Raw genomic sequence first — 17005 nt, 5'->3', positions numbered from 1 at the left:
TGGGGAGTCACGGGGGCGTGCCCCCGGATGTCCCGCCCGTACGCCGTTGTACGGGACGCTGTGTGATCCTTCTCGCCGCGGTGCTCCCGCGTGCCGCGGCCGCGCCTCTCGGACCGGCCGCGCCTCTCGGACCACCGGTGCGCGGTCCGGGGGCGCGTCTCAGACCATCAGTGAGCGGTCCGTGGGCCGGATCGGGGCCGGCAGGGAGCTGGCGCCGGTCAGGAACCGGTCCACGCCCTGGGCGGCCGAGCGGCCCTCGGCGATCGCCCACACGATGAGCGACTGGCCGCGGCCCGCGTCGCCGGCGACGAACACGCCCGGCACATTGGTCTGGAACTCGGCGTCGCGGGCGATGTTGCCGCGCTGGTCGAGCTCGAGGCCGAACTGCTCGACCAGGCCGTTCTCCCGGTCGGGGCCGGTGAAGCCCATGGCCAGGGTGACCAGCTGGGCGGGGATCTTGCGCTCCGTGCCCGGCTTCTGGACCAGCTGGCCGCCCGTGAACTCGACCTCGGCGAGGTGCAGCCACTGGACGTTGCCGTCCTCGTCGCCCTCGAAGTGGGTCGTCGAGACGGAGTAGACCCGCTCGCCGCCCTCCTCGTGGGCGCTGGTCACCTTGTAGAGCATCGGGAAGGTCGGCCAGGGCTGGTCGACCGCGTTCCGCTCGTCGTTCGGGCGGGGCATGATCTCGAGCTGGGTGACCGAGGCCGCGCCCTGGCGGTGGGCGGTGCCCACGCAGTCGGCGCCGGTGTCGCCGCCGCCGATGACCACGACGTGCTTGCCCGCGGCCGAGATCGGGGAGGTGACGTAGTCGCCCTCCTGGACCTTGTTCGACAACGGCAGGTACTCCATCGCCTGGTACACGCCCTTGAGGTCCCGGCCCGGGACGGGCAGGTCGCGGGCGGTGGTGGACCCAGCGGCGATGACGACGGCGTCGTAGCGCTTGCGCAGGTCACCGGCCTTGATGTCGCGGCCGATCTCGACGCCCGTACGGAACCGGGTGCCCTCCGCGCGCATCTGCTCGATACGGCGGTTGATGTGCCGCTTCTCCATCTTGAACTCGGGGATGCCGTAGCGCAGCAGGCCGCCGATGCGGTCGGCGCGCTCGTACACCGCGACGGTGTGGCCGGCCCGGGTGAGCTGCTGGGCGGCGGCCAGGCCCGCGGGGCCCGAGCCGATGACGGCGACCGTCTTGCTGGAGTGGCGCTCGGGGATCTGCGGGGCGACCCCGCCGGCCTCCCACGCCTTGTCGATGATGGAGACCTCGACGTTCTTGATGGTGACCGGCGGCTGGTTGATGCCGAGCACACAGGCCGCCTCGCACGGCGCCGGGCACAGCCGCCCGGTGAACTCCGGGAAGTTGTTCGTGGCGTGCAGCCGTTCCGCGGCGGCCGTCCAGTCGCCGCGGTAGGCGTAGTCGTTCCACTCGGGGATCAGGTTGCCGAGCGGACAGCCGTTGTGACAGAACGGGATGCCGCAGTCCATGCACCGGCCGGCCTGCTTGCTGATGATCGGCAGCAGCGAGCCGGGGACGTAGACCTCGTTCCAGTCCTTGAGGCGCTCCTCGACCGGGCGGGACGTGGCGACCTCACGGCCGTTCTTCAGGAAGCCCTTGGGGTCAGCCATTGCTCGCCGCCTCCATCATCTTCTGGGTGATCTCGGTCTCGGACAGACCGGCTCGCTCGGCGGCGTCCTTGGCGGCGAGCACTGCCTTGTAGGTGCGGGGGATGATCTTGGAGAAGCGGTCGGCGGCGGTGTCCCACTCGGCGAGCAGCTTCTCGGCGACCGTGGAGCCGGTCTCCTCCTGATGACGGCGCACCACGTCGTGCAGCCACTTCTTGTCCGCGTCGTCCAGGGCCTCGACGGAGTCGAGGTTGCCGACGTTGACGTTGTCGCGGCCGAGGTCGATGACGTAGGCGACACCGCCGGACATGCCCGCCGCGAAGTTGCGGCCGGTCGGGCCGAGGACGACGGCGTGGCCGCCGGTCATGTACTCGCAGCCGTGGTCGCCCGTGCCCTCGGAGACGACCAGCGCGCCCGAGTTGCGCACGCAGAACCGCTCACCGGTACGGCCGCGCACATACAGCTCGCCGCCGGTCGCGCCGTACGCGATGGTGTTGCCGGCGATCGTCGAGTACTCGGCGAGGTGGTCGGCGCCCCGGTCCGGGCGGACGACGACCCGGCCGCCGGAGAGGCCCTTGCCGACGTAGTCGTTGGCGTCGCCCTCCAGGCGCAGCGTGACACCGCGCGGCAGGAAGGCGCCGAAGGACTGGCCCGCGGAGCCGGTGAAGGTGATGTCGATCGTGTCGTCGGGAAGGCCCGCGCCGCCGAACTTCTTCGTCACCTCGTGGCCGAGCATGGTGCCGACCGTGCGGTTGATGTTGCGGATCGCGACCTGGGCGCGCACCGGCTGGGCGTCGGTCGCCGAGTCGGCGGCGAGGGCGTCGGCGGCGAGCTTGATCAGCTCGTTGTCGAGTGCCTTCTGCAGTCCGTGGTCCTGGGCGACGGCCTGGTGGCGCACCGCGCCCCGGGGCAGTTCGGGCACGTGGAACAGCGGGGCGAGCTCCAGGCCCTGGGCCTTCCAGTGGTCGACGGCGCGGGTCACGTCGAGGACCTCGGCGTGGCCGACGGCCTCCTCCACGGAGCGGAAGCCGAGCTCGGCGAGGAGTTCGCGGACCTCCTGCGCGATGAAGCGGAAGAAGTTCACGATGTACTCGGCGCGCCCGGCGAAACGCTCCCGCAGGACGGGGTTCTGGGTGGCGATGCCGACCGGGCAGGTGTCGAGGTGGCAGACGCGCATCATGACGCAGCCGGAGACCACCAGCGGCGCGGTGGCGAAACCGAACTCCTCGGCGCCGAGCAGCGCGGCGACGACCACGTCGCGGCCGGTCTTCAGCTGGCCGTCGGTCTGGACGACGATGCGGTCGCGCAGGCCGTTGAGCAGCAGGGTCTGCTGGGTCTCGGCGAGGCCGAGCTCCCAGGGGCCGCCCGCGTGCTTGAGGGAGGTGAGCGGGGAGGCGCCGGTGCCGCCGTCGTGGCCGGAGATCAGCACGACGTCCGCGTGGGCCTTGGACACACCGGCCGCGACCGTGCCGACGCCGACCTCGGAGACCAGCTTCACATGGATGCGGGCGGCCGGGTTGGCGTTCTTGAGGTCGTGGATCAGCTGGGCCAGGTCCTCGATGGAGTAGATGTCGTGGTGCGGCGGCGGGGAGATGAGTCCCACGCCCGGCGTCGAGTGCCGGGTCCGTGCCACCCACGGGTACACCTTGTGGCCGGGCAGCTGGCCGCCCTCGCCGGGCTTGGCGCCCTGGGCCATCTTGATCTGGATGTCGTCGGCGTTGACGAGGTACTCGCTGGTGACGCCGAAGCGGCCGGAGGCGACCTGCTTGATGGCGCTGCGCCGGGCCGGGTCGTAGAGCCGGTCCGGGTCCTCGCCGCCCTCACCGGTGTTGGACTTGCCGCCCAGCTGGTTCATGGCGATGGCGAGGGTCTCGTGCGCCTCGCGGGAGATGGAGCCGTACGACATGGCGCCGGTGGAGAAGCGCTTGACGATCTCGGAGACCGGCTCGACCTCGTCGACCGGGACCGGGGTGCGGCCGGAGGTGAAGCCGAACAGGCCGCGCAGCGTCATCAGCCGCTCGGACTGCTCGTTCACCCGGTCCGTGTACTTCTTGAAGATGTCGAAGCGGCCGGTGCGGGTCGAGTGCTGGAGGCGGAAGATCGTCTCCGGGTCGAACAGGTGCGGTTCGCCCTCGCGGCGCCACTGGTACTCGCCGCCGATCTCCAGGGCGCGGTGCGCGGGCGCGATGCCGCTGGCCGGGTACGCCTTGGCGTGCCGGGCGGCGACCTCCTGGGCGACGACGTCGATGCCGACGCCGCCGAGCTTGCTGGTGGTGCCGGTGAAGTACTCGGCGACGAAGCCCTCGTCGAGGCCGACGGCCTCGAAGACCTGGGCACCCCGGTAGGAGGCGACGGTGGAGATGCCCATCTTGGACATGACCTTGAGGACGCCCTTGCCGAGGGCGTAGATCAGGTTGCGGATGGCCTGCTCGGGCTCGATGCCGTTGATGAAGGTGCCCGCGCGCAGCAGGTCCTCGACGGACTCCATCGCCAGGTACGGGTTGACGGCGGCGGCGCCGTAGCCGATCAGCAGGGCGACGTGGTGGACCTCGCGGACGTCACCGGCCTCGACGAGCAGGCCCACCTGGGTGCGCTGCTTGGTGCGGATGAGGTGGTGGTGGACGGCTGCGGTGAGCAGCAGCGAGGGGATCGGCGCGTGCTCGGCGTCGGAGTGGCGGTCCGACAGGACGATGAGGCGGGCGCCGTTCTCGATGGCGGCGTCGGCCTCGGCGCGGATCTCCGCGAGGCGGGCGGCGAGGGCCTCGCCGCCGCCGGAGACGCGGTACAGGCCGGAGAGGGTGGCGGCCTTGAAGCCGGGCATGTCGCCGTCGGCGTTGATGTGGATGAGCTTGGCCAGCTCGTCGTTGTCGATGACCGGGAAGGGCAGGACGACGCTGCGGCAGGAGGCGGCCGTGGGCTCCAGCAGGTTGCCCTGCGGGCCGAGGGCGGAGCGCAGCGAGGTGACGAGCTCCTCGCGGATGGCGTCCAGCGGCGGGTTGGTGACCTGCGCGAACAGCTGGGTGAAGTAGTCGAACAGCAGCCGGGGGCGCTCGCTGAGCGCGGCGATCGGCGAGTCGGTGCCCATGGAGCCGATCGGCTCGGCGCCGGCCTTGGCCATCGGCGCGAGGATGATGCGGAGCTCTTCCTCGGTGTAGCCGAAGGTCTGCTGGCGGCGGGTGACCGAGGCGTGGGTGTGGACGATGTGCTCGCGCTCGGGGAGGTCGCCGAGCTCGATCTCGCCGGCCTGGAGCCAGTCGGCGTAGGGGTTCTCGGCGGCGAGGCCGGCCTTGATCTCGTCGTCCTCGATGATGCGGTGCTCGGCGGTGTCGACGAGGAACATCCGGCCGGGCTGCAGGCGGCCCTTGCGGACGACCCGGGCGGGGTCGATGTCGAGGACGCCGACCTCGGAGCTGAGGACGACGAGGCCCTCGTCGGTGACCCAGTAGCGGCCGGGGCGCAGTCCGTTGCGGTCGAGGACGGCGCCGACCTGGGTGCCGTCGGTGAAGCAGACGCAGGCGGGACCGTCCCACGGCTCCATCATCTGGGCGTGGAACTGGTAGAAGGCGTGCCGGTCGGGGTCCATGGAGTCGTGGTTCTCCCACGCCTCCGGGATCATCATCAGCACGGAGTGCGGCAGGGAGCGGCCGCCGAGGTGGAGGAGTTCGAGGACCTCGTCGAAGGACGCCGAGTCGGAGGCGTCCGGGGTACAGACGGGGAAGAGGCGCTCCAGTCCCTTGCCCCCGGCGTGGTCGGCGGAGCCGAACAGGTCGGAGACGAGCTGCGACTCGCGGGCGCGCATCCAGTTGCGGTTGCCCTTGACGGTGTTGATCTCGCCGTTGTGCGCGACGAACCGGTAGGGGTGTGCGAGCGGCCACGACGGGAAGGTGTTCGTGGAGAACCGGGAGTGCACGAGCGCGATCGCGGAGGCGAAGCGGCGGTCGGACAGGTCCGGGAAGAACGGCTCGAGCTGCCCGGTGGTGAGCATGCCCTTGTACACGATGGTGCGGGCCGACAGCGACGGGAAGTAGACGTCCGCTTCGCGTTCGGAGCGCTTGCGCAGGGCGAACGCCTTGCGGTCGAGGACGATGCCCTCGCTCGCCCCGTCGGCGACGAAGATCTGCCGGAAGGCGGGCATGGTGGAGCGCGCGGTGGCGCCGAGCAGACCGGGCGCGACGGGGACGTCGCGCCAGCCGAGGACGGTGAGGCCCTCGTCGGCGGCGATCGCCTCGATGCGGGAGGCCGCCTCGTCGGTGCCGTCCTCGGGGAGGAAGGCGATGCCGACGGCGTAGGCGCCGGCCACGGGCAGCTCGAATCCGGCCACCTCGCGGAAGAAGGCGTCGGGCACCTGGGACAGCAGTCCGGCACCGTCGCCCGAGTCGGGCTCGGAGCCGGTGGCGCCGCGGTGCTCGAGGTTCCGCAGAACGGTCAGCGCCTGCTCGACCAGCGCATGGCTCGCCTCACCGGTGAGGGTGGCCACGAAGCCGACACCGCAGGCGTCGTGCTCGTCGCGGGGGTCGTACATACCCTGCGCAGCAGGGCGAGCATCCATGAAGGACCACTTCCGGTCATTCGCGGAATGCTGGGACGGCTGGCGCGTGGTACGCATCGGCTCTCCCGTCGTCGTCATGTGGCATATGCAGGTGCCGAGGGACGACGTTGGCCCTCTGCGTGAGTGCAAAATTTCGTGCAGGTTACATGATGGGACCCTTTGCGGGAACCGGAAAGTACGTTCCAACATGCGAGCACCGCGGGGCCGCGGGAGGGTTCCGCGCCGAGCGGTGGAGGAAAGGGGCCGATGGGGACAGATCGGTGTCCGTCGGTCCGGGGGTGAGGGAGGCGTCGTCGTCCACCCCGGAGCGCGCGGCAGGCGTCATTGCCCGCGGCGCTTACGGCTCATGCCCGGCGGACGATGACGCGAAACCAGCGAGTAACAACTACTTATACGGTCCGACGCATAAGCAGTTGTCCCACTCATCCTACGGCCGTTCCGAACAGGTTGCCCAGGACGTACGTCACACCGGCCGCCGCGGCGCCGAGGGCGAGCTGGCGCAGCCCGCTGTACCACCAGGTGCGGGCGGTCACCTTGGCCACGACGGCGCCGCAGCCGAAGAGCCCGAACAGCGCGAGGATCAGGGCGGGCCACAGGGCGGTCGCCCCGAAGAGGTAGGGCAGTACGGGGAGCGTGGCGCCCAGCGCGAAGGCGCCGAAGGACGACAGGGCGGCGACCGTCGGGGAGGGCAGCTCGCCGGGGTCGACGCCGAGTTCCTCGCGGGCGTGGATCTCAAGTGCCTGCTCGGGGTCGCGCGACAGCTGCCGGGCCACCTCGCGGGCGAGCTCCGGTTCCACGCCGCGCGCCTCGTACAGCTCGGCGAGCTCCTTCTCCTCGTCCTCCGGGTGCTTGCGCAGTTCGCGGCGCTCGACCTCCAGCTCGGCCTCGACCAGCTCGCGCTGCGAGGCGACGGAGGTGTACTCGCCGGCCGCCATGGAGAAGGCGCCGGCGGCGAGGCCCGCGAGGCCGGTGATGACGATGGCCTGATGACCGACGTCACCGCCCGCGACACCGGTGATCAGGGCGAGGTTGGACACCAGGCCGTCCATCGCGCCGAACACGGCGGGGCGCAGCCAGCCGCCGTTGACGTCACGGTGGGTGTGGTTGTCACGGTGCGCGACGTGGAGTGCGGCCCCGGTGTCGATGACGGACATGCGCGGATCCCCCAAGGGAAGCTAAGGCAAAGCTAACTTTAGACACAGTCTACTTTTCGATAACCAGACGATACGCCCGGACATTCCCGTCCGCCAGCAAGGAAAGGCTGGGCTAACCAGCGGCTTTGCCTGCGCTTGGCCGTACGGAGGACCGCGGGGTCCCTGCCGGGAGGGGGCCGCCGGACGGGTGACACTGCCACGCGAACGGCGCTGCGAGCCGTTTGCCGGGGGACACATCACCCATGGCACCGACCGCCCGTACAACCCCGGTCCCGGCCGCCGGGAACACCCCCGGGCACACCCCGGGGCAGGGCCCCGGACCGCGCGAGCGGGGACGCGGCGCGCTGCTCGGCCTCGCCGTCGGGGACGCGCTCGGGGCACCCGCCGAGAACCTGAAGCCCTCCGAGATCCGCGCCCGCTGGGGCCGTGTCACCGGCTACGTCGCCGAGCACCCCGCGGGCACCGACGACACCGAGTACGCCATCTTCTCCGGGCTGCTGCTGGCCCGGCACGGCTCGGACCTCACCCCCGCCCATGTCGAGGCCGCCTGGCACGAGTGGATCGCCGACCGCGACGAAGGTCCCTTCCGGGGCGCCGGTTTCAGCGAGCGCGGCACGCTGGAGAACCTGCGCCGGGGTCTCGCGGCGCCCATCTCCGCCCAGCACCGGCACGCCTGGAGCGACGGCCTCGCCATGCGGGCGGCGCCCTTCGGGGTGTTCGCGGCGGGACGTCCCGCCGAAGCGGCCCGGCTGGTCGCGATCGACGGTTCGGTGAGCCATGACGGCGAGGGCATCTACGGCGGCCAGGCGGTCGCGGCGGGAGTGGCGGCGGCGATGTCGGGAGCGCCGCCCGGCACGGTGATCGCCTCGGCGCTGTCGGTGGTCCCGGACGACTCCTGGACGGCACGCTCGCTGCGCCGTGCGGTGACGGCCGCCCGGCACGGCGAACGCGCGGTGCGCTCCGCGGTGGTCGTCGGCGGCTACCCCTGGACCGACCTGGCACCCGAGGCGGTCGCACTGGCCTTCGGCGCGTACGCGGCGGCGGACGGGGACTTCCGGGACGCGGTGCTGACGGCCGTCAACATGGGCCGCGACGCCGACACCACGGCGGCGGTGGCGGGCGCGCTGGCCGGGGCGACGCGGGGGGAGTCGGCGATCCCGGCGGAGTGGGCCCGTGCGATCGGCCCGGCGCGGGGCAGCTGCCTCCCCTCGATGGCGGGCCACCACATCCTGGCCGTGGCCGACGCCCTCACCCCGGCCCCCACCCCTGTCCCCGTCCCCGTCCCGTGAACCCGCCGTCCCCCTGGTCGGAGAACCAGAACCCCGGCCTCCCGGCGGCAGCCGCACCGTCGGACACTCCGGCAGCCGCTCCGGTGGACGCACCGGTCCCGGCCGGACCCCCGACGCCCGGGGACACCCCCTCGCCGTCGGCCGACGGCGGTTCCCGCACCGGTGGCGCCGGTGGGAACCCCCCGGCCGACGGCGGGACCGAGGCCGCCCGGCGCCCGGCGCGGCCGGCGGAAACGCGCCCCCGCACCGCCCACCGCACCGCGGGTCTCCGCACCACAGGTCTGCTGCTCGGCCTGGCCGCGGGGGACGCGGCCGGGTGGCCCGCCGCCCGCCACCGGGCGTCCCGCATGCCCGACTGGACCCGCCGGCTCACCCGTGAGCTCGACACGTTCGCCGAGCAGAACGCCACGACCACCCTCCCCGTCCCCATCGCCCTCAACCAGCCCCCCGAACCCCTGCGCCTCGGCCCCTCCGACGACGCCGAGTGGGCGGCCTTCGCCGCGGAGGCCCTGCTGCGCGCCGGGGACGGCACCGCCCTCGGCGACCTGGGCCGCGAACGCCGTACCCGCGCCACCATCGACCTGGCCTGGAGCGCCCTGGCGGCGGAGGTCGCCGCCGCGGCCGACCGCGCCCCGGAGGTCGAGTCCGCCGTGGTCCCCCTGCGCGCCCGTATCTCCGTGCGCGCCGGACTCGGCAACCTCGCCGCCGGTCTGCGCCCGCCCGCCAGCGGCCACGACAACCCGCACTACTTCGACGACGCCGCCTGTGTCCGCGCCTGCGTACTGGCCGTGGCGCACCCCGGGGACCCGGCCGGCGCCGCCTCCCTCGCCGAGTTCGACGCCCGCTACACCCAGGACGGCGACGGTGTGCACGGCGCCCGCGCGATGGCGGCGGCCCTCTCGCTCGCCCTCGCCGGGGCGGACACCGACGCCTGTGTGGCGGCGGCGCTCACCGAACTCCCGCACACCACGGAGATCGGCCGCAACGCCCGCCACGCCCTGCGTCTGGCGCACGGCGCGGACAGCGCCTTCGCGCTCGTCCCGCTGCTGGAGCATCAGATCGTCGACCACGTCTACAGCTACGGCATCGCCGCCGCCGAGACCGTCCCGGTCGCCCTCGCCCTGGCCACCGCGGCCCGCGGCCGGATCGCGGAAGCCGTCCCGGCCGCGGCCTGCCTCTCCCGGGTCGCCGACTCCGCCCCGGCCCTGGCGGGCGCGCTGACCGGCGCGCTCGGCGGCGCGGCGGCGGTCCCCGCCTCCTGGCGGGACGCCTGCCGCACGCTCTCCGGGTGTGTCCTGCCCCGCCTCACCGGCACCGACCTGGTGGAACTCGCCGGGCTGCTGGAAGCCACGCAACCGGTCCCGCCGGAGGGATGATTCGGGCATGACGCCCATAGGAGAAGAAACGCTGGAGAGCCGTATCACCGGAGCCCTGGTCGGCGCGGCGGTGGGTGACGCGCTCGGCGGGCCCGTGGAGGGCTACTCCCCCGACCAGATCCTCGAACGCCACGGCGGCCGCGTCGACGGCGTCGTCGGCCCCTGGAACGGCGACGCCTGGCGCACCGCCCGCCCGATCGCGCCGTACCACAAGGGCGACGGGCACGTCACCGACGACACCCTGATGACGCACGCGCTGGTACGGGTGTACGCGACGGTCCGCGACCACCTCGACGCCTACGCCGTCGCCGGACACCTGGTCCCGGACCTGATGACGAACCCGCGCTGGATCCCGGAGCTGGAGGCGGAGGCACTGCCGCTGCAGCGGATCTTCCTCGCCGAGAAGTGGCTGGTGACCCGGCTGCACTACGGTCACGCCGACCCCCGTGAGGCCGGGGCGGGCAACATCGTCAACTGCGGCGCCGCGATGTACATGGCACCCGTCGGCCTGGTCAACGCGGCCAACCCGGCGGGCGCGTACGCGGAGGCGCTGGACATCGCGGGAGCACATCAGTCGTCGTACGGCCGTGAGGCGGCCGGCGTCCTCGCGGCGGCGGTGTCCGCGGCGTGCGTGCCGGGCGCGACACCGGAGTCGGTGGTGGCGGAGTGTCTGGCGGTGGCGAAGGACGGCACCCGGGCCGCGATCGAGGCGGTCTGCGAAACGGCCGCCCGGTACACGGAGTTCGAGCCGGCGCTGGGTCCGCTGCGGGCGGCGGTGGCGCCGTACGACACGGTCGGCCCCGACTACCGCGCACCCTCCCTCGGTGCCCGCCGCCCGTCCCGGCTGCACGCGATCGAGGAACTCCCCGTCGCCCTGGGCATGCTGACGGTGGCCCGGGGGGACTTCCGCCAGGCGGTCCTCGGGTCCGTCAACTACGGCCGGGACTGCGACTCGATCGCGACGATGGCCGGAGCGCTGGCCGGCGCCCTCGGCTCACCGGTACCGGACGAATGGGCCGGGCAGGTCGCCGAGGCCAGCCGCCTCGACCTGTGGGAACCGGCCCGCACGCTCGCCGCGGTGACCCGCGAGATCTTCACCCGGGACCTCCACCGCCGCCGCACCCACGAGTCCGCCTTCGCCGGACTGGGAGGAGCCCCGTGCGCCGTCTGACCCCCTCCCGCACCGAAGCCCCCGAAGACCCCGGCGGCACCGCGCCCCGCCCCACGACGCACCGCCCCACCGGACCGGCCCCCCACCACGTCACCGGCCGCCGCGCACGGTCCGCGCGGCCCGGCCGCCCCGGCGGGATCCGCCCCGTGCACCACCCGGCCCCCTCCCGCCCCGTAGACCCCGGGCCACCGGTCGCCGTACCGGTCCGGGCCACCGCGGCCGTGCACCGCGCGGGCACCCCGGCGGGAGGCGCCCCGTGCTCCGAGTGACCTGGGTGCAGCCCGAGGATCTGCTCGGGCACGAGCTGCGGCAGGCCGCGCAGGACGGCCGCGAGCCGTCGGCCGTCGCGGCGCGCTGGGCCGCCGCGGGCGGTCCGGAGGCACCCCTGCGGGCGGGGGCCTCGCCGCAGCCGGTGTCGCCGTATCTGCGGCTGCTCGCCGAGGACCTGCTGGACGAACTGGCCGATCTGCCCAGCGGGCTGGCGGACCGTGAGCCGACCGCCCTGGCACGGATCAGGGCGCTGTGCCCGGACTGGCCCGCCCGGCCCGGCACCCCGCCGCCGGTGCCCGCGCCCCGGGCGCTGGAGGCCGCCTGGCTCGGCAGGGCGGCGGGCTGTCTGCTGGGCAAGCCCGTGGAGAAGCTGCCCCTCGACGGCATCCGGGCCCTCGCCCGCGCCACCGGGAACTGGCCGCTGCGGACGTGGTTCACGGCCCGGGGGCTGCCCGGCGATCTCGCCCTGCGTCATCCGTGGAACCGCCGGTCCGCCGCCACCTCCCTCGCCGAGAACATCGACGGCATGCCCGAGGACGACGATCTCAACTACCCGCTCCTCAACCTCCTGCTGCTCCAGCGGCACGGAAAGGGGTTCACCACCGCCGATGTGGCCCGGCTCTGGCTGGACGAACTCCCCGCGGGCCGCGCCTTCACCGCCGAGCGCGTCGCCTACCGCAATCTGCTGTGCGGCATCGAGCCGCCGCGCACCGCCCGGCACCGCAACCCGTTCCGCGAGTGGATCGGCGCCGTGATCCGCGCCGACCTGCACGGCTGGACCCACCCCGGCGACCCCGCGGGCGCCGCGGAACAGGCCCACCGTGACGCCGTCCTCAGCCACACCGCGAACGGCGTCTACGCCGCCATGTTCACGGCGGCGGTCGTCGCGACCGCCGCCACCGGGACGCACGACGTGCATTCCTGTCTGCGCGCCGGGCTCTCGGTGATCCCGCCGCGTTCCCGCCTCGCGCTGGCGGTCGGGGAGGCCGTCCGGCTCGCGCGCGCCCACGAGGACTTCGACACCGTCGTCGACGCGCTCCACGCCCGGCACTCGGCCGCCTGCCACTGGGTGCACGCCGTGCCCAACACCGCGCTCGTCGCGGCCGCCCTCACCCACTCCGGCGGCGACTTCGCCGGCGCCGTCTGCCGTGCCGTGTCCGGGGGCTGGGACACCGACTCCAACGGTGCCACCGCCGGGAGCGTCGCCGCCCTGCTCGCCGGGTCCCCCGCCGCGCTGCCCGAACAGTGGACCGCTCCCCTCAAGAACCGGCTCGCCACCTCCGTCGCCGGTTTCGACGGCATCGGCTTCGACACCCTCGCCCGGCTGACCCACCAGGAGGCACGCCGCCCATGACCGCCACACCGCCCCCGACCGGCTCCCCCGCACCGACCGGTTCGCCCGCACCGGCCGGCCCCGCGGTCCCGGCCGCCGCACCGCCCCTGGCCGGGCTGCGCGTCCTCGACCTCGCCACCCTGTTCGCGGGGCCGCTGGCCGCGACACTGCTCGGTGACTTCGGCGCGGAGGTCGTCAAGGTCGAGCACCCGTCCGTACCCGACCCGTCCCGGGGCCACGGCCCGTCGAAGGACGGCGTCGGCCTGTGGTGGAAACTGCTGGGCCGCAACAAGCGCACCCTCACCCTGGACCTGTCCAAGGCAGGGGGCCGCCGCACCCTGCTGCGGCTGGCCGCGACCGCCGACGTGATCGTCGAGAACTTCCGCCCCGGCACCCTGGAACGCTGGCACCTGGGCTGGGACGAGCTGTCCGCCGTCAACCCGCGCCTCGTGCTGGCCCGGGTCACCGCCTTCGGCCAGTTCGGCCCGTACGCGCACCGGCCCGGCTTCGGCACCCTCGCCGAGGCGATGAGCGGCTTCGCCGCGATCACCGGGGAGCCGGACACCCCGCCGACGCTGCCGCCCTTCGGCCTCGCCGACTCCATCGCCGGCCTCGCCACGGCGTACGCGGTGATGACCGCCCTGACCGCCCGCGACCGCACCGGCCGGGGCCAGGTCGTCGACATGGCGATCATCGAGCCGATCCTCACCGTGCTCGGGCCGCAGCCCCTCTGGTACGACCAGCTCGGCCATGTCCAGCCGCGCACCGGCAACCGCTCCCAGAACAACGCCCCGCGCAACACCTACCGGACCGCCGACGGCACCTGGGTGGCCGTGTCGGCGTCGGCCCAGTCCGTCGCCGAGCGGGTGATGCGGCTGGTGGGCAGGCCGGAGCTGATCGACGAGCCCTGGTTCGCGAGCGGCGCGGAACGGGCCCGGCACGCCGACGAGCTCGACGCGGCGGTCGGCGCCTGGATCGCCCACCGCTCCCGCGCCGAGGTGGTGGACGCCTTCGAGAAGGCGGAGGCCGCGGTGGCGCCGGTGCAGGACGTCCGGGACGTGATGGCCGACCCGCAGTACGCGGCCCTCGGCAGCGTCACCACGGTCGACGACCCGGAACTCGGCCCGCTGCGCATGCAGAACGTCCTCTTCCGGCTGTCCGAGACCCCGGGCGGGATCCGCTGGGCCGGACGGCCGCACGGCGCCGACACCGAGGAGGTACTCGCCGAACTGGGCCTCGACGCCGCCGAACGCGCCGCCCTGCGGGCGGAGGGCGCCGTATGACCAGGACGGCGGTGACCCCTCTGACCTGGCTCTACGCCCCCGGGGACCGGCCCCAGGTGGTGGCCAAGGCACTGGCCGCCGGGGCGGACGTGGTGGTCGTCGACCTCGAGGACGCCGTGGCCCCCGGACGCAAGGCGTACGCCCGCGCCGCCACAGCCGAACTCCTGGGCGAGCACCGGCCGGTACCGGTACACGTCCGGGTGAACGCCCTGGACAGCCCCTACGCGGCCGACGATCTGCGGACCGTGGCGGGATGTCCGGCCCTGGCCGGGCTGCGGCTGCCCAAGGTGACCTCGCCGCAGCAGATCACCCGGGTCGCGGAGACCGTGCCGCCCGCCGAGGGCGGCGCGCCCGCCCTCCACGCCCTGCTGGAGACCGCCCTGGGCATCGAGCGGGCCTTCGCCGTCGCCTCCGCCCACCCCGCGCTGCACGGGATCTCGCTCGGCGAGTCGGACCTGCGGGCGGATCTGGGGGTACGGAGCGACGAGGGTCTCGACTGGTGCCGTTCCCGGGTGGTCGTCGCGGCGCGGGCGGCCGGACTCGCCCCGCCGTCCCAGTCGGTGCACCCCGACACCCGGGACCTGGAGGGCCTCGCCGCGTCCTGCGCGCACGGCCGGGCGCTCGGCTTCCTCGGCCGGGCCGCCATCCATCCGCGCCAGCTCCCCATCATCGAGCGGGCCTATCTGCCGACCGGCCGGGAGATCGAGGAGGCCGAGACGATCGTCAGGGCGGCCGAGACGGAACCCGGCGCCCAGGCCCTGCCGGACGGCCGCTTCATCGACGCGGCGGTGGTGGCGGCGGCCCGGCGGACCCTGGCCCTGGCCCGGCGGGCCTGACACACGGAAGGGCGCCCGGAACCGTCCGGGCGCCCGCCTCACCGTGCCGCTGCCGCTGCCGTCAGGACTTGTCGGAAGCCGACCCGGCCCCGTTCTTCTCCGCCGCGCCGGCCTTCTCGACCTCGTGTTCCGAGACGTCGGGTGCCGAGGCATCGGGCTCCGAGACGTCGGGCTCCGAGGCGCCGGGCTCCGGGGAACCGGACTTCCCGGCCCCGGCGTCCGGCGATCCCGTCTCCGCGGAGCCGGTCCCCGAAGGTCCGGGTCCGGTTCCGGGTCCGGCCTCCGCCGGGTCCGGGTCGTCCTTCGCGGCCCCGGCCAAAGGCTCGGCGTCACCGGACCGCTCCGCCGTGCCGGGCCGCTCCGTGCCGTCGGGGTCCTCGTCGTCGCCCTCCGCCGCCGCGGCCCGCGTCGCGGCCGGTTCCACCACGGTCTCCCGGCCCGGCCGCTTCTTCGCGGAGACGACGAGGTACGCCACCGCGAGCAGGAACACGATCATCGCGGTCCAGTCGTTCAGGCGCAGACCCAGGATGTGGTGGGCGTCGTCGACGCGCATGTACTCGATCCAGCCCCGGCCCACGCAGTACGCGGCGACGTACAGCGCGAAGGCCCGGCCGTGCCCCAGCCGGAAGCGGCGGTCGGCCCAGATCACCAGGAAGCCGACGCCGACGCACCACAGCGACTCGTACAGGAACGTCGGGTGGTAGTAGCCGGGCACCCGGCCGTCCGCGGACGACGTGATGTGCAGCGCCCACGGCACATGCGTCTCGCGTCCGTACAGTTCCTGGTTGAACCAGTTGCCCCAGCGGCCGATGGCCTGGGCGAAGGCGATGCCGGGCGCGATCGTGTCGGCGTACGCGGGGAGCGGGATGCCACGGCGGCGGCAGCCGATCCACGCGCCGACCGCGCCGAGGGCGATCGCTCCCCAGATGCCGAGACCGCCCTCCCAGACCTTGAACGAGTCCACCCAGTCACGGCCCTTGCTGAAGTACAGCTCGTAGTCCGTGATCACGTGGTAGAGCCGGCCGCCGACCAGGCCGAAGGGCACCGCCCAGACCGCGATGTCGGCCACCGTGCCGGTCTGTCCGCCGCGGGCGATCCAGCGTCTGTTGCCGATCCAGACGGCCACGAAGACACCGATGATGATGCAGAACGCGTAGCCGCGCAGCGGGATCGGCCCGAGGTGCAGGACCCCGCGCGACGGGCTGGGGATGTAGGAAAGTTCCATGGCAGGGTCGACGCTACCGTGCCGGGCGGGGCCCTCGGTTCGAAGCCCGGCTACGGGTCCATAACAGGGGCGCCCCAGGGGTGCGGGAAACGCTTCCCCCGCTACTTCTTCGCGGCCTCCTCCACCATCTGCTTCAGCTTGGCCGGGGTCATCGTCTGGTCCTGGTAGATGTTCTTGCCGCCGAGCAGCACCGTCGGGGTTCCGGTGAACCCGCCGGTCCCGAAAGCCTGGTGGGACTTCGCCACCCAGGCGTTGTGCGTGCCGTCGTTGACGCAGGCGCGGAAGGCGGGGGTGTCCAGACCGCCGACCTTGCCCGCCAGCGCGATCAGGGTGCTGTCGGAGGCGTACGCGTCGTCGGTCTCCTTGGGCTGGTTCTCGTAGAGCACGTCGTGGTAGTCGCGGAACTTTCCGGCGTCCTGGGCGCAGGCGGCCGCGTTGGCCGCGTGCCGGGAGCCGCTGCCGCCCAGGTTGCCGTCGATCAGCGTGACCAGGTGGTAGTCGACCCGCAGCTTCCCGGCGTCGATCAGCTCATGGAGTGTCGGCCGGTAGGCCGTCTCGAACGCCTGGCACGCCGGGCAGCGGAAGTCCTCCCACACGGTGAGCACGGACTTGGCGCCGTCCCTGCCGACCGGGATGGCGAGGCTGTCCTTACCCTGGGCCCCCGACGGCGCCACCACCGGGCCCGCCGTGGACTTGCCGCTGTCCTTGCCGGAGTTCGCGGCGATGACGCCGATCACCGCCGCCAGGGCCAGGACGCAGAGCACGGTCGCACTCACGATCAGGGTCCGCCGCCGCCGCTCGGCGGCCTGCTGCTTCTCACGCTGGAGCGCCAGCCGGTCCCTGGCATTCCGTTTTCCGTCTCGGTTCTTCTCGCTCACACCCCGAAAACGACCCGGGGA

11 protein-coding genes are annotated in these 17005 nt (G+C 73.5%); 6 read left to right on the top strand and 5 right to left on the bottom strand.

Annotation, left to right across the window (positions count from 1 at the left end):
* Positions 1–159: 159 nt before the first annotated feature.
* The 3 genes from ABZ862_RS09530 to ABZ862_RS09520 form a co-directional block, all read right to left on the bottom strand.
* Entirely contained in the window at positions 160–1623 is a 1464-nt protein-coding gene (locus ABZ862_RS09530; protein WP_360954980.1) for a glutamate synthase subunit beta, read from the bottom strand.
* Positions 1616–6226: a glutamate synthase large subunit gene (gene gltB, locus ABZ862_RS09525; protein WP_360954977.1), complete on the bottom strand. Its 4611-nt coding sequence runs from the start codon at positions 6224–6226 to the stop codon at positions 1616–1618. Before gltB ends, ABZ862_RS09530 begins: the two co-directional genes overlap by 8 nt.
* Positions 6227–6591: 365 nt before the next feature.
* Positions 6592–7323, bottom strand: coding sequence for a VIT1/CCC1 transporter family protein (locus ABZ862_RS09520; protein WP_360954974.1), 732 nt, complete (start codon positions 7321–7323; stop codon positions 6592–6594).
* A gap of 242 nt (positions 7324–7565) precedes the next feature.
* Here ABZ862_RS09520 and ABZ862_RS09515 point away from each other — a divergent pair, with 242 nt between their 5' ends.
* From ABZ862_RS09515 to ABZ862_RS09490, 6 genes are all read left to right on the top strand, one after another.
* The gene (locus ABZ862_RS09515; protein ID WP_360954971.1) at positions 7566–8612 is read left to right on the top strand and encodes an ADP-ribosylglycohydrolase family protein; all 1047 of its coding nucleotides are present in this window, start codon (positions 7566–7568) and stop codon (positions 8610–8612) included.
* An 83-nt stretch (positions 8613–8695) separates the two neighbouring features.
* Complete coding sequence (locus ABZ862_RS09510) at positions 8696–9988, top strand: ADP-ribosylglycohydrolase family protein (protein WP_360954968.1); 1293 nt, start codon at positions 8696–8698, stop codon at positions 9986–9988.
* Between the two features lie 7 nt (positions 9989–9995).
* Entirely contained in the window at positions 9996–11159 is a 1164-nt protein-coding gene (locus tag ABZ862_RS09505) for an ADP-ribosylglycohydrolase family protein (RefSeq protein WP_360954965.1), read from the top strand.
* Between the two features lie 256 nt (positions 11160–11415).
* Positions 11416–12783, top strand: coding sequence for an ADP-ribosylglycohydrolase family protein (locus tag ABZ862_RS09500; protein ID WP_360954962.1), 1368 nt, complete (start codon positions 11416–11418; stop codon positions 12781–12783).
* Complete coding sequence (locus ABZ862_RS09495; RefSeq protein WP_360954959.1) at positions 12780–14045, top strand: CoA transferase; 1266 nt, start codon at positions 12780–12782, stop codon at positions 14043–14045. Before ABZ862_RS09500 ends, ABZ862_RS09495 begins: the two co-directional genes overlap by 4 nt.
* Positions 14042–14881: a CoA ester lyase gene (locus tag ABZ862_RS09490; RefSeq protein ID WP_360954956.1), complete on the top strand. Its 840-nt coding sequence runs from the start codon at positions 14042–14044 to the stop codon at positions 14879–14881. The genes ABZ862_RS09495 and ABZ862_RS09490 overlap by 4 nt, the downstream gene beginning before the upstream one ends.
* 61 nt (positions 14882–14942) lie before the next feature.
* On the opposite strand, the gene lgt is transcribed toward ABZ862_RS09490, so the two are convergent.
* Both lgt and ABZ862_RS09480 read right to left on the bottom strand, forming a co-directional pair.
* On the bottom strand, positions 14943–16106 hold the full coding sequence (gene lgt / locus ABZ862_RS09485; RefSeq protein ID WP_360954953.1) for a prolipoprotein diacylglyceryl transferase: 1164 nt from the start codon (positions 16104–16106) through the stop codon (positions 14943–14945).
* Between the two features lie 101 nt (positions 16107–16207).
* A complete protein-coding gene (locus tag ABZ862_RS09480) occupies positions 16208–16984 on the bottom strand; it encodes a thioredoxin domain-containing protein (protein WP_360954950.1) in 777 nt (258 codons plus the stop codon).
* Positions 16985–17005: the final 21 nt, after the last annotated feature.

The sequence above is a fragment of the Streptomyces sp. NPDC047000 genome, assembly GCF_040644295.1.
Lineage (GTDB): Bacteria > Actinomycetota > Actinomycetes > Streptomycetales > Streptomycetaceae > Streptomyces.
The sequence above is the reverse complement of the archived record's forward strand: the minus strand, read 5'-3'. Positions and strand labels throughout refer to the sequence as shown.

Coding starts and splice junctions, on each gene's coding strand:
- ABZ862_RS09520 (WP_360954974.1), bottom strand. CDS start 7,323: ATGTCCGTCATCGACACCGGGGCCGCACTCCACGTCGCGCACCGTGAC.
- ABZ862_RS09515 (WP_360954971.1), top strand. CDS start 7,566: ATGGCACCGACCGCCCGTACAACCCCGGTCCCGGCCGCCGGGAACACC.
- ABZ862_RS09505 (WP_360954965.1), top strand. CDS start 9,996: ATGACGCCCATAGGAGAAGAAACGCTGGAGAGCCGTATCACCGGAGCC.
- ABZ862_RS09530 (WP_360954980.1), bottom strand. CDS start 1,623: ATGGCTGACCCCAAGGGCTTCCTGAAGAACGGCCGTGAGGTCGCCACG.
- ABZ862_RS09495 (WP_360954959.1), top strand. CDS start 12,780: ATGACCGCCACACCGCCCCCGACCGGCTCCCCCGCACCGACCGGTTCG.
- lgt (WP_360954953.1), bottom strand. CDS start 16,106: ATGGAACTTTCCTACATCCCCAGCCCGTCGCGCGGGGTCCTGCACCTC.
- gltB (WP_360954977.1), bottom strand. CDS start 6,226: ATGCGTACCACGCGCCAGCCGTCCCAGCATTCCGCGAATGACCGGAAG.
- ABZ862_RS09490 (WP_360954956.1), top strand. CDS start 14,042: ATGACCAGGACGGCGGTGACCCCTCTGACCTGGCTCTACGCCCCCGGG.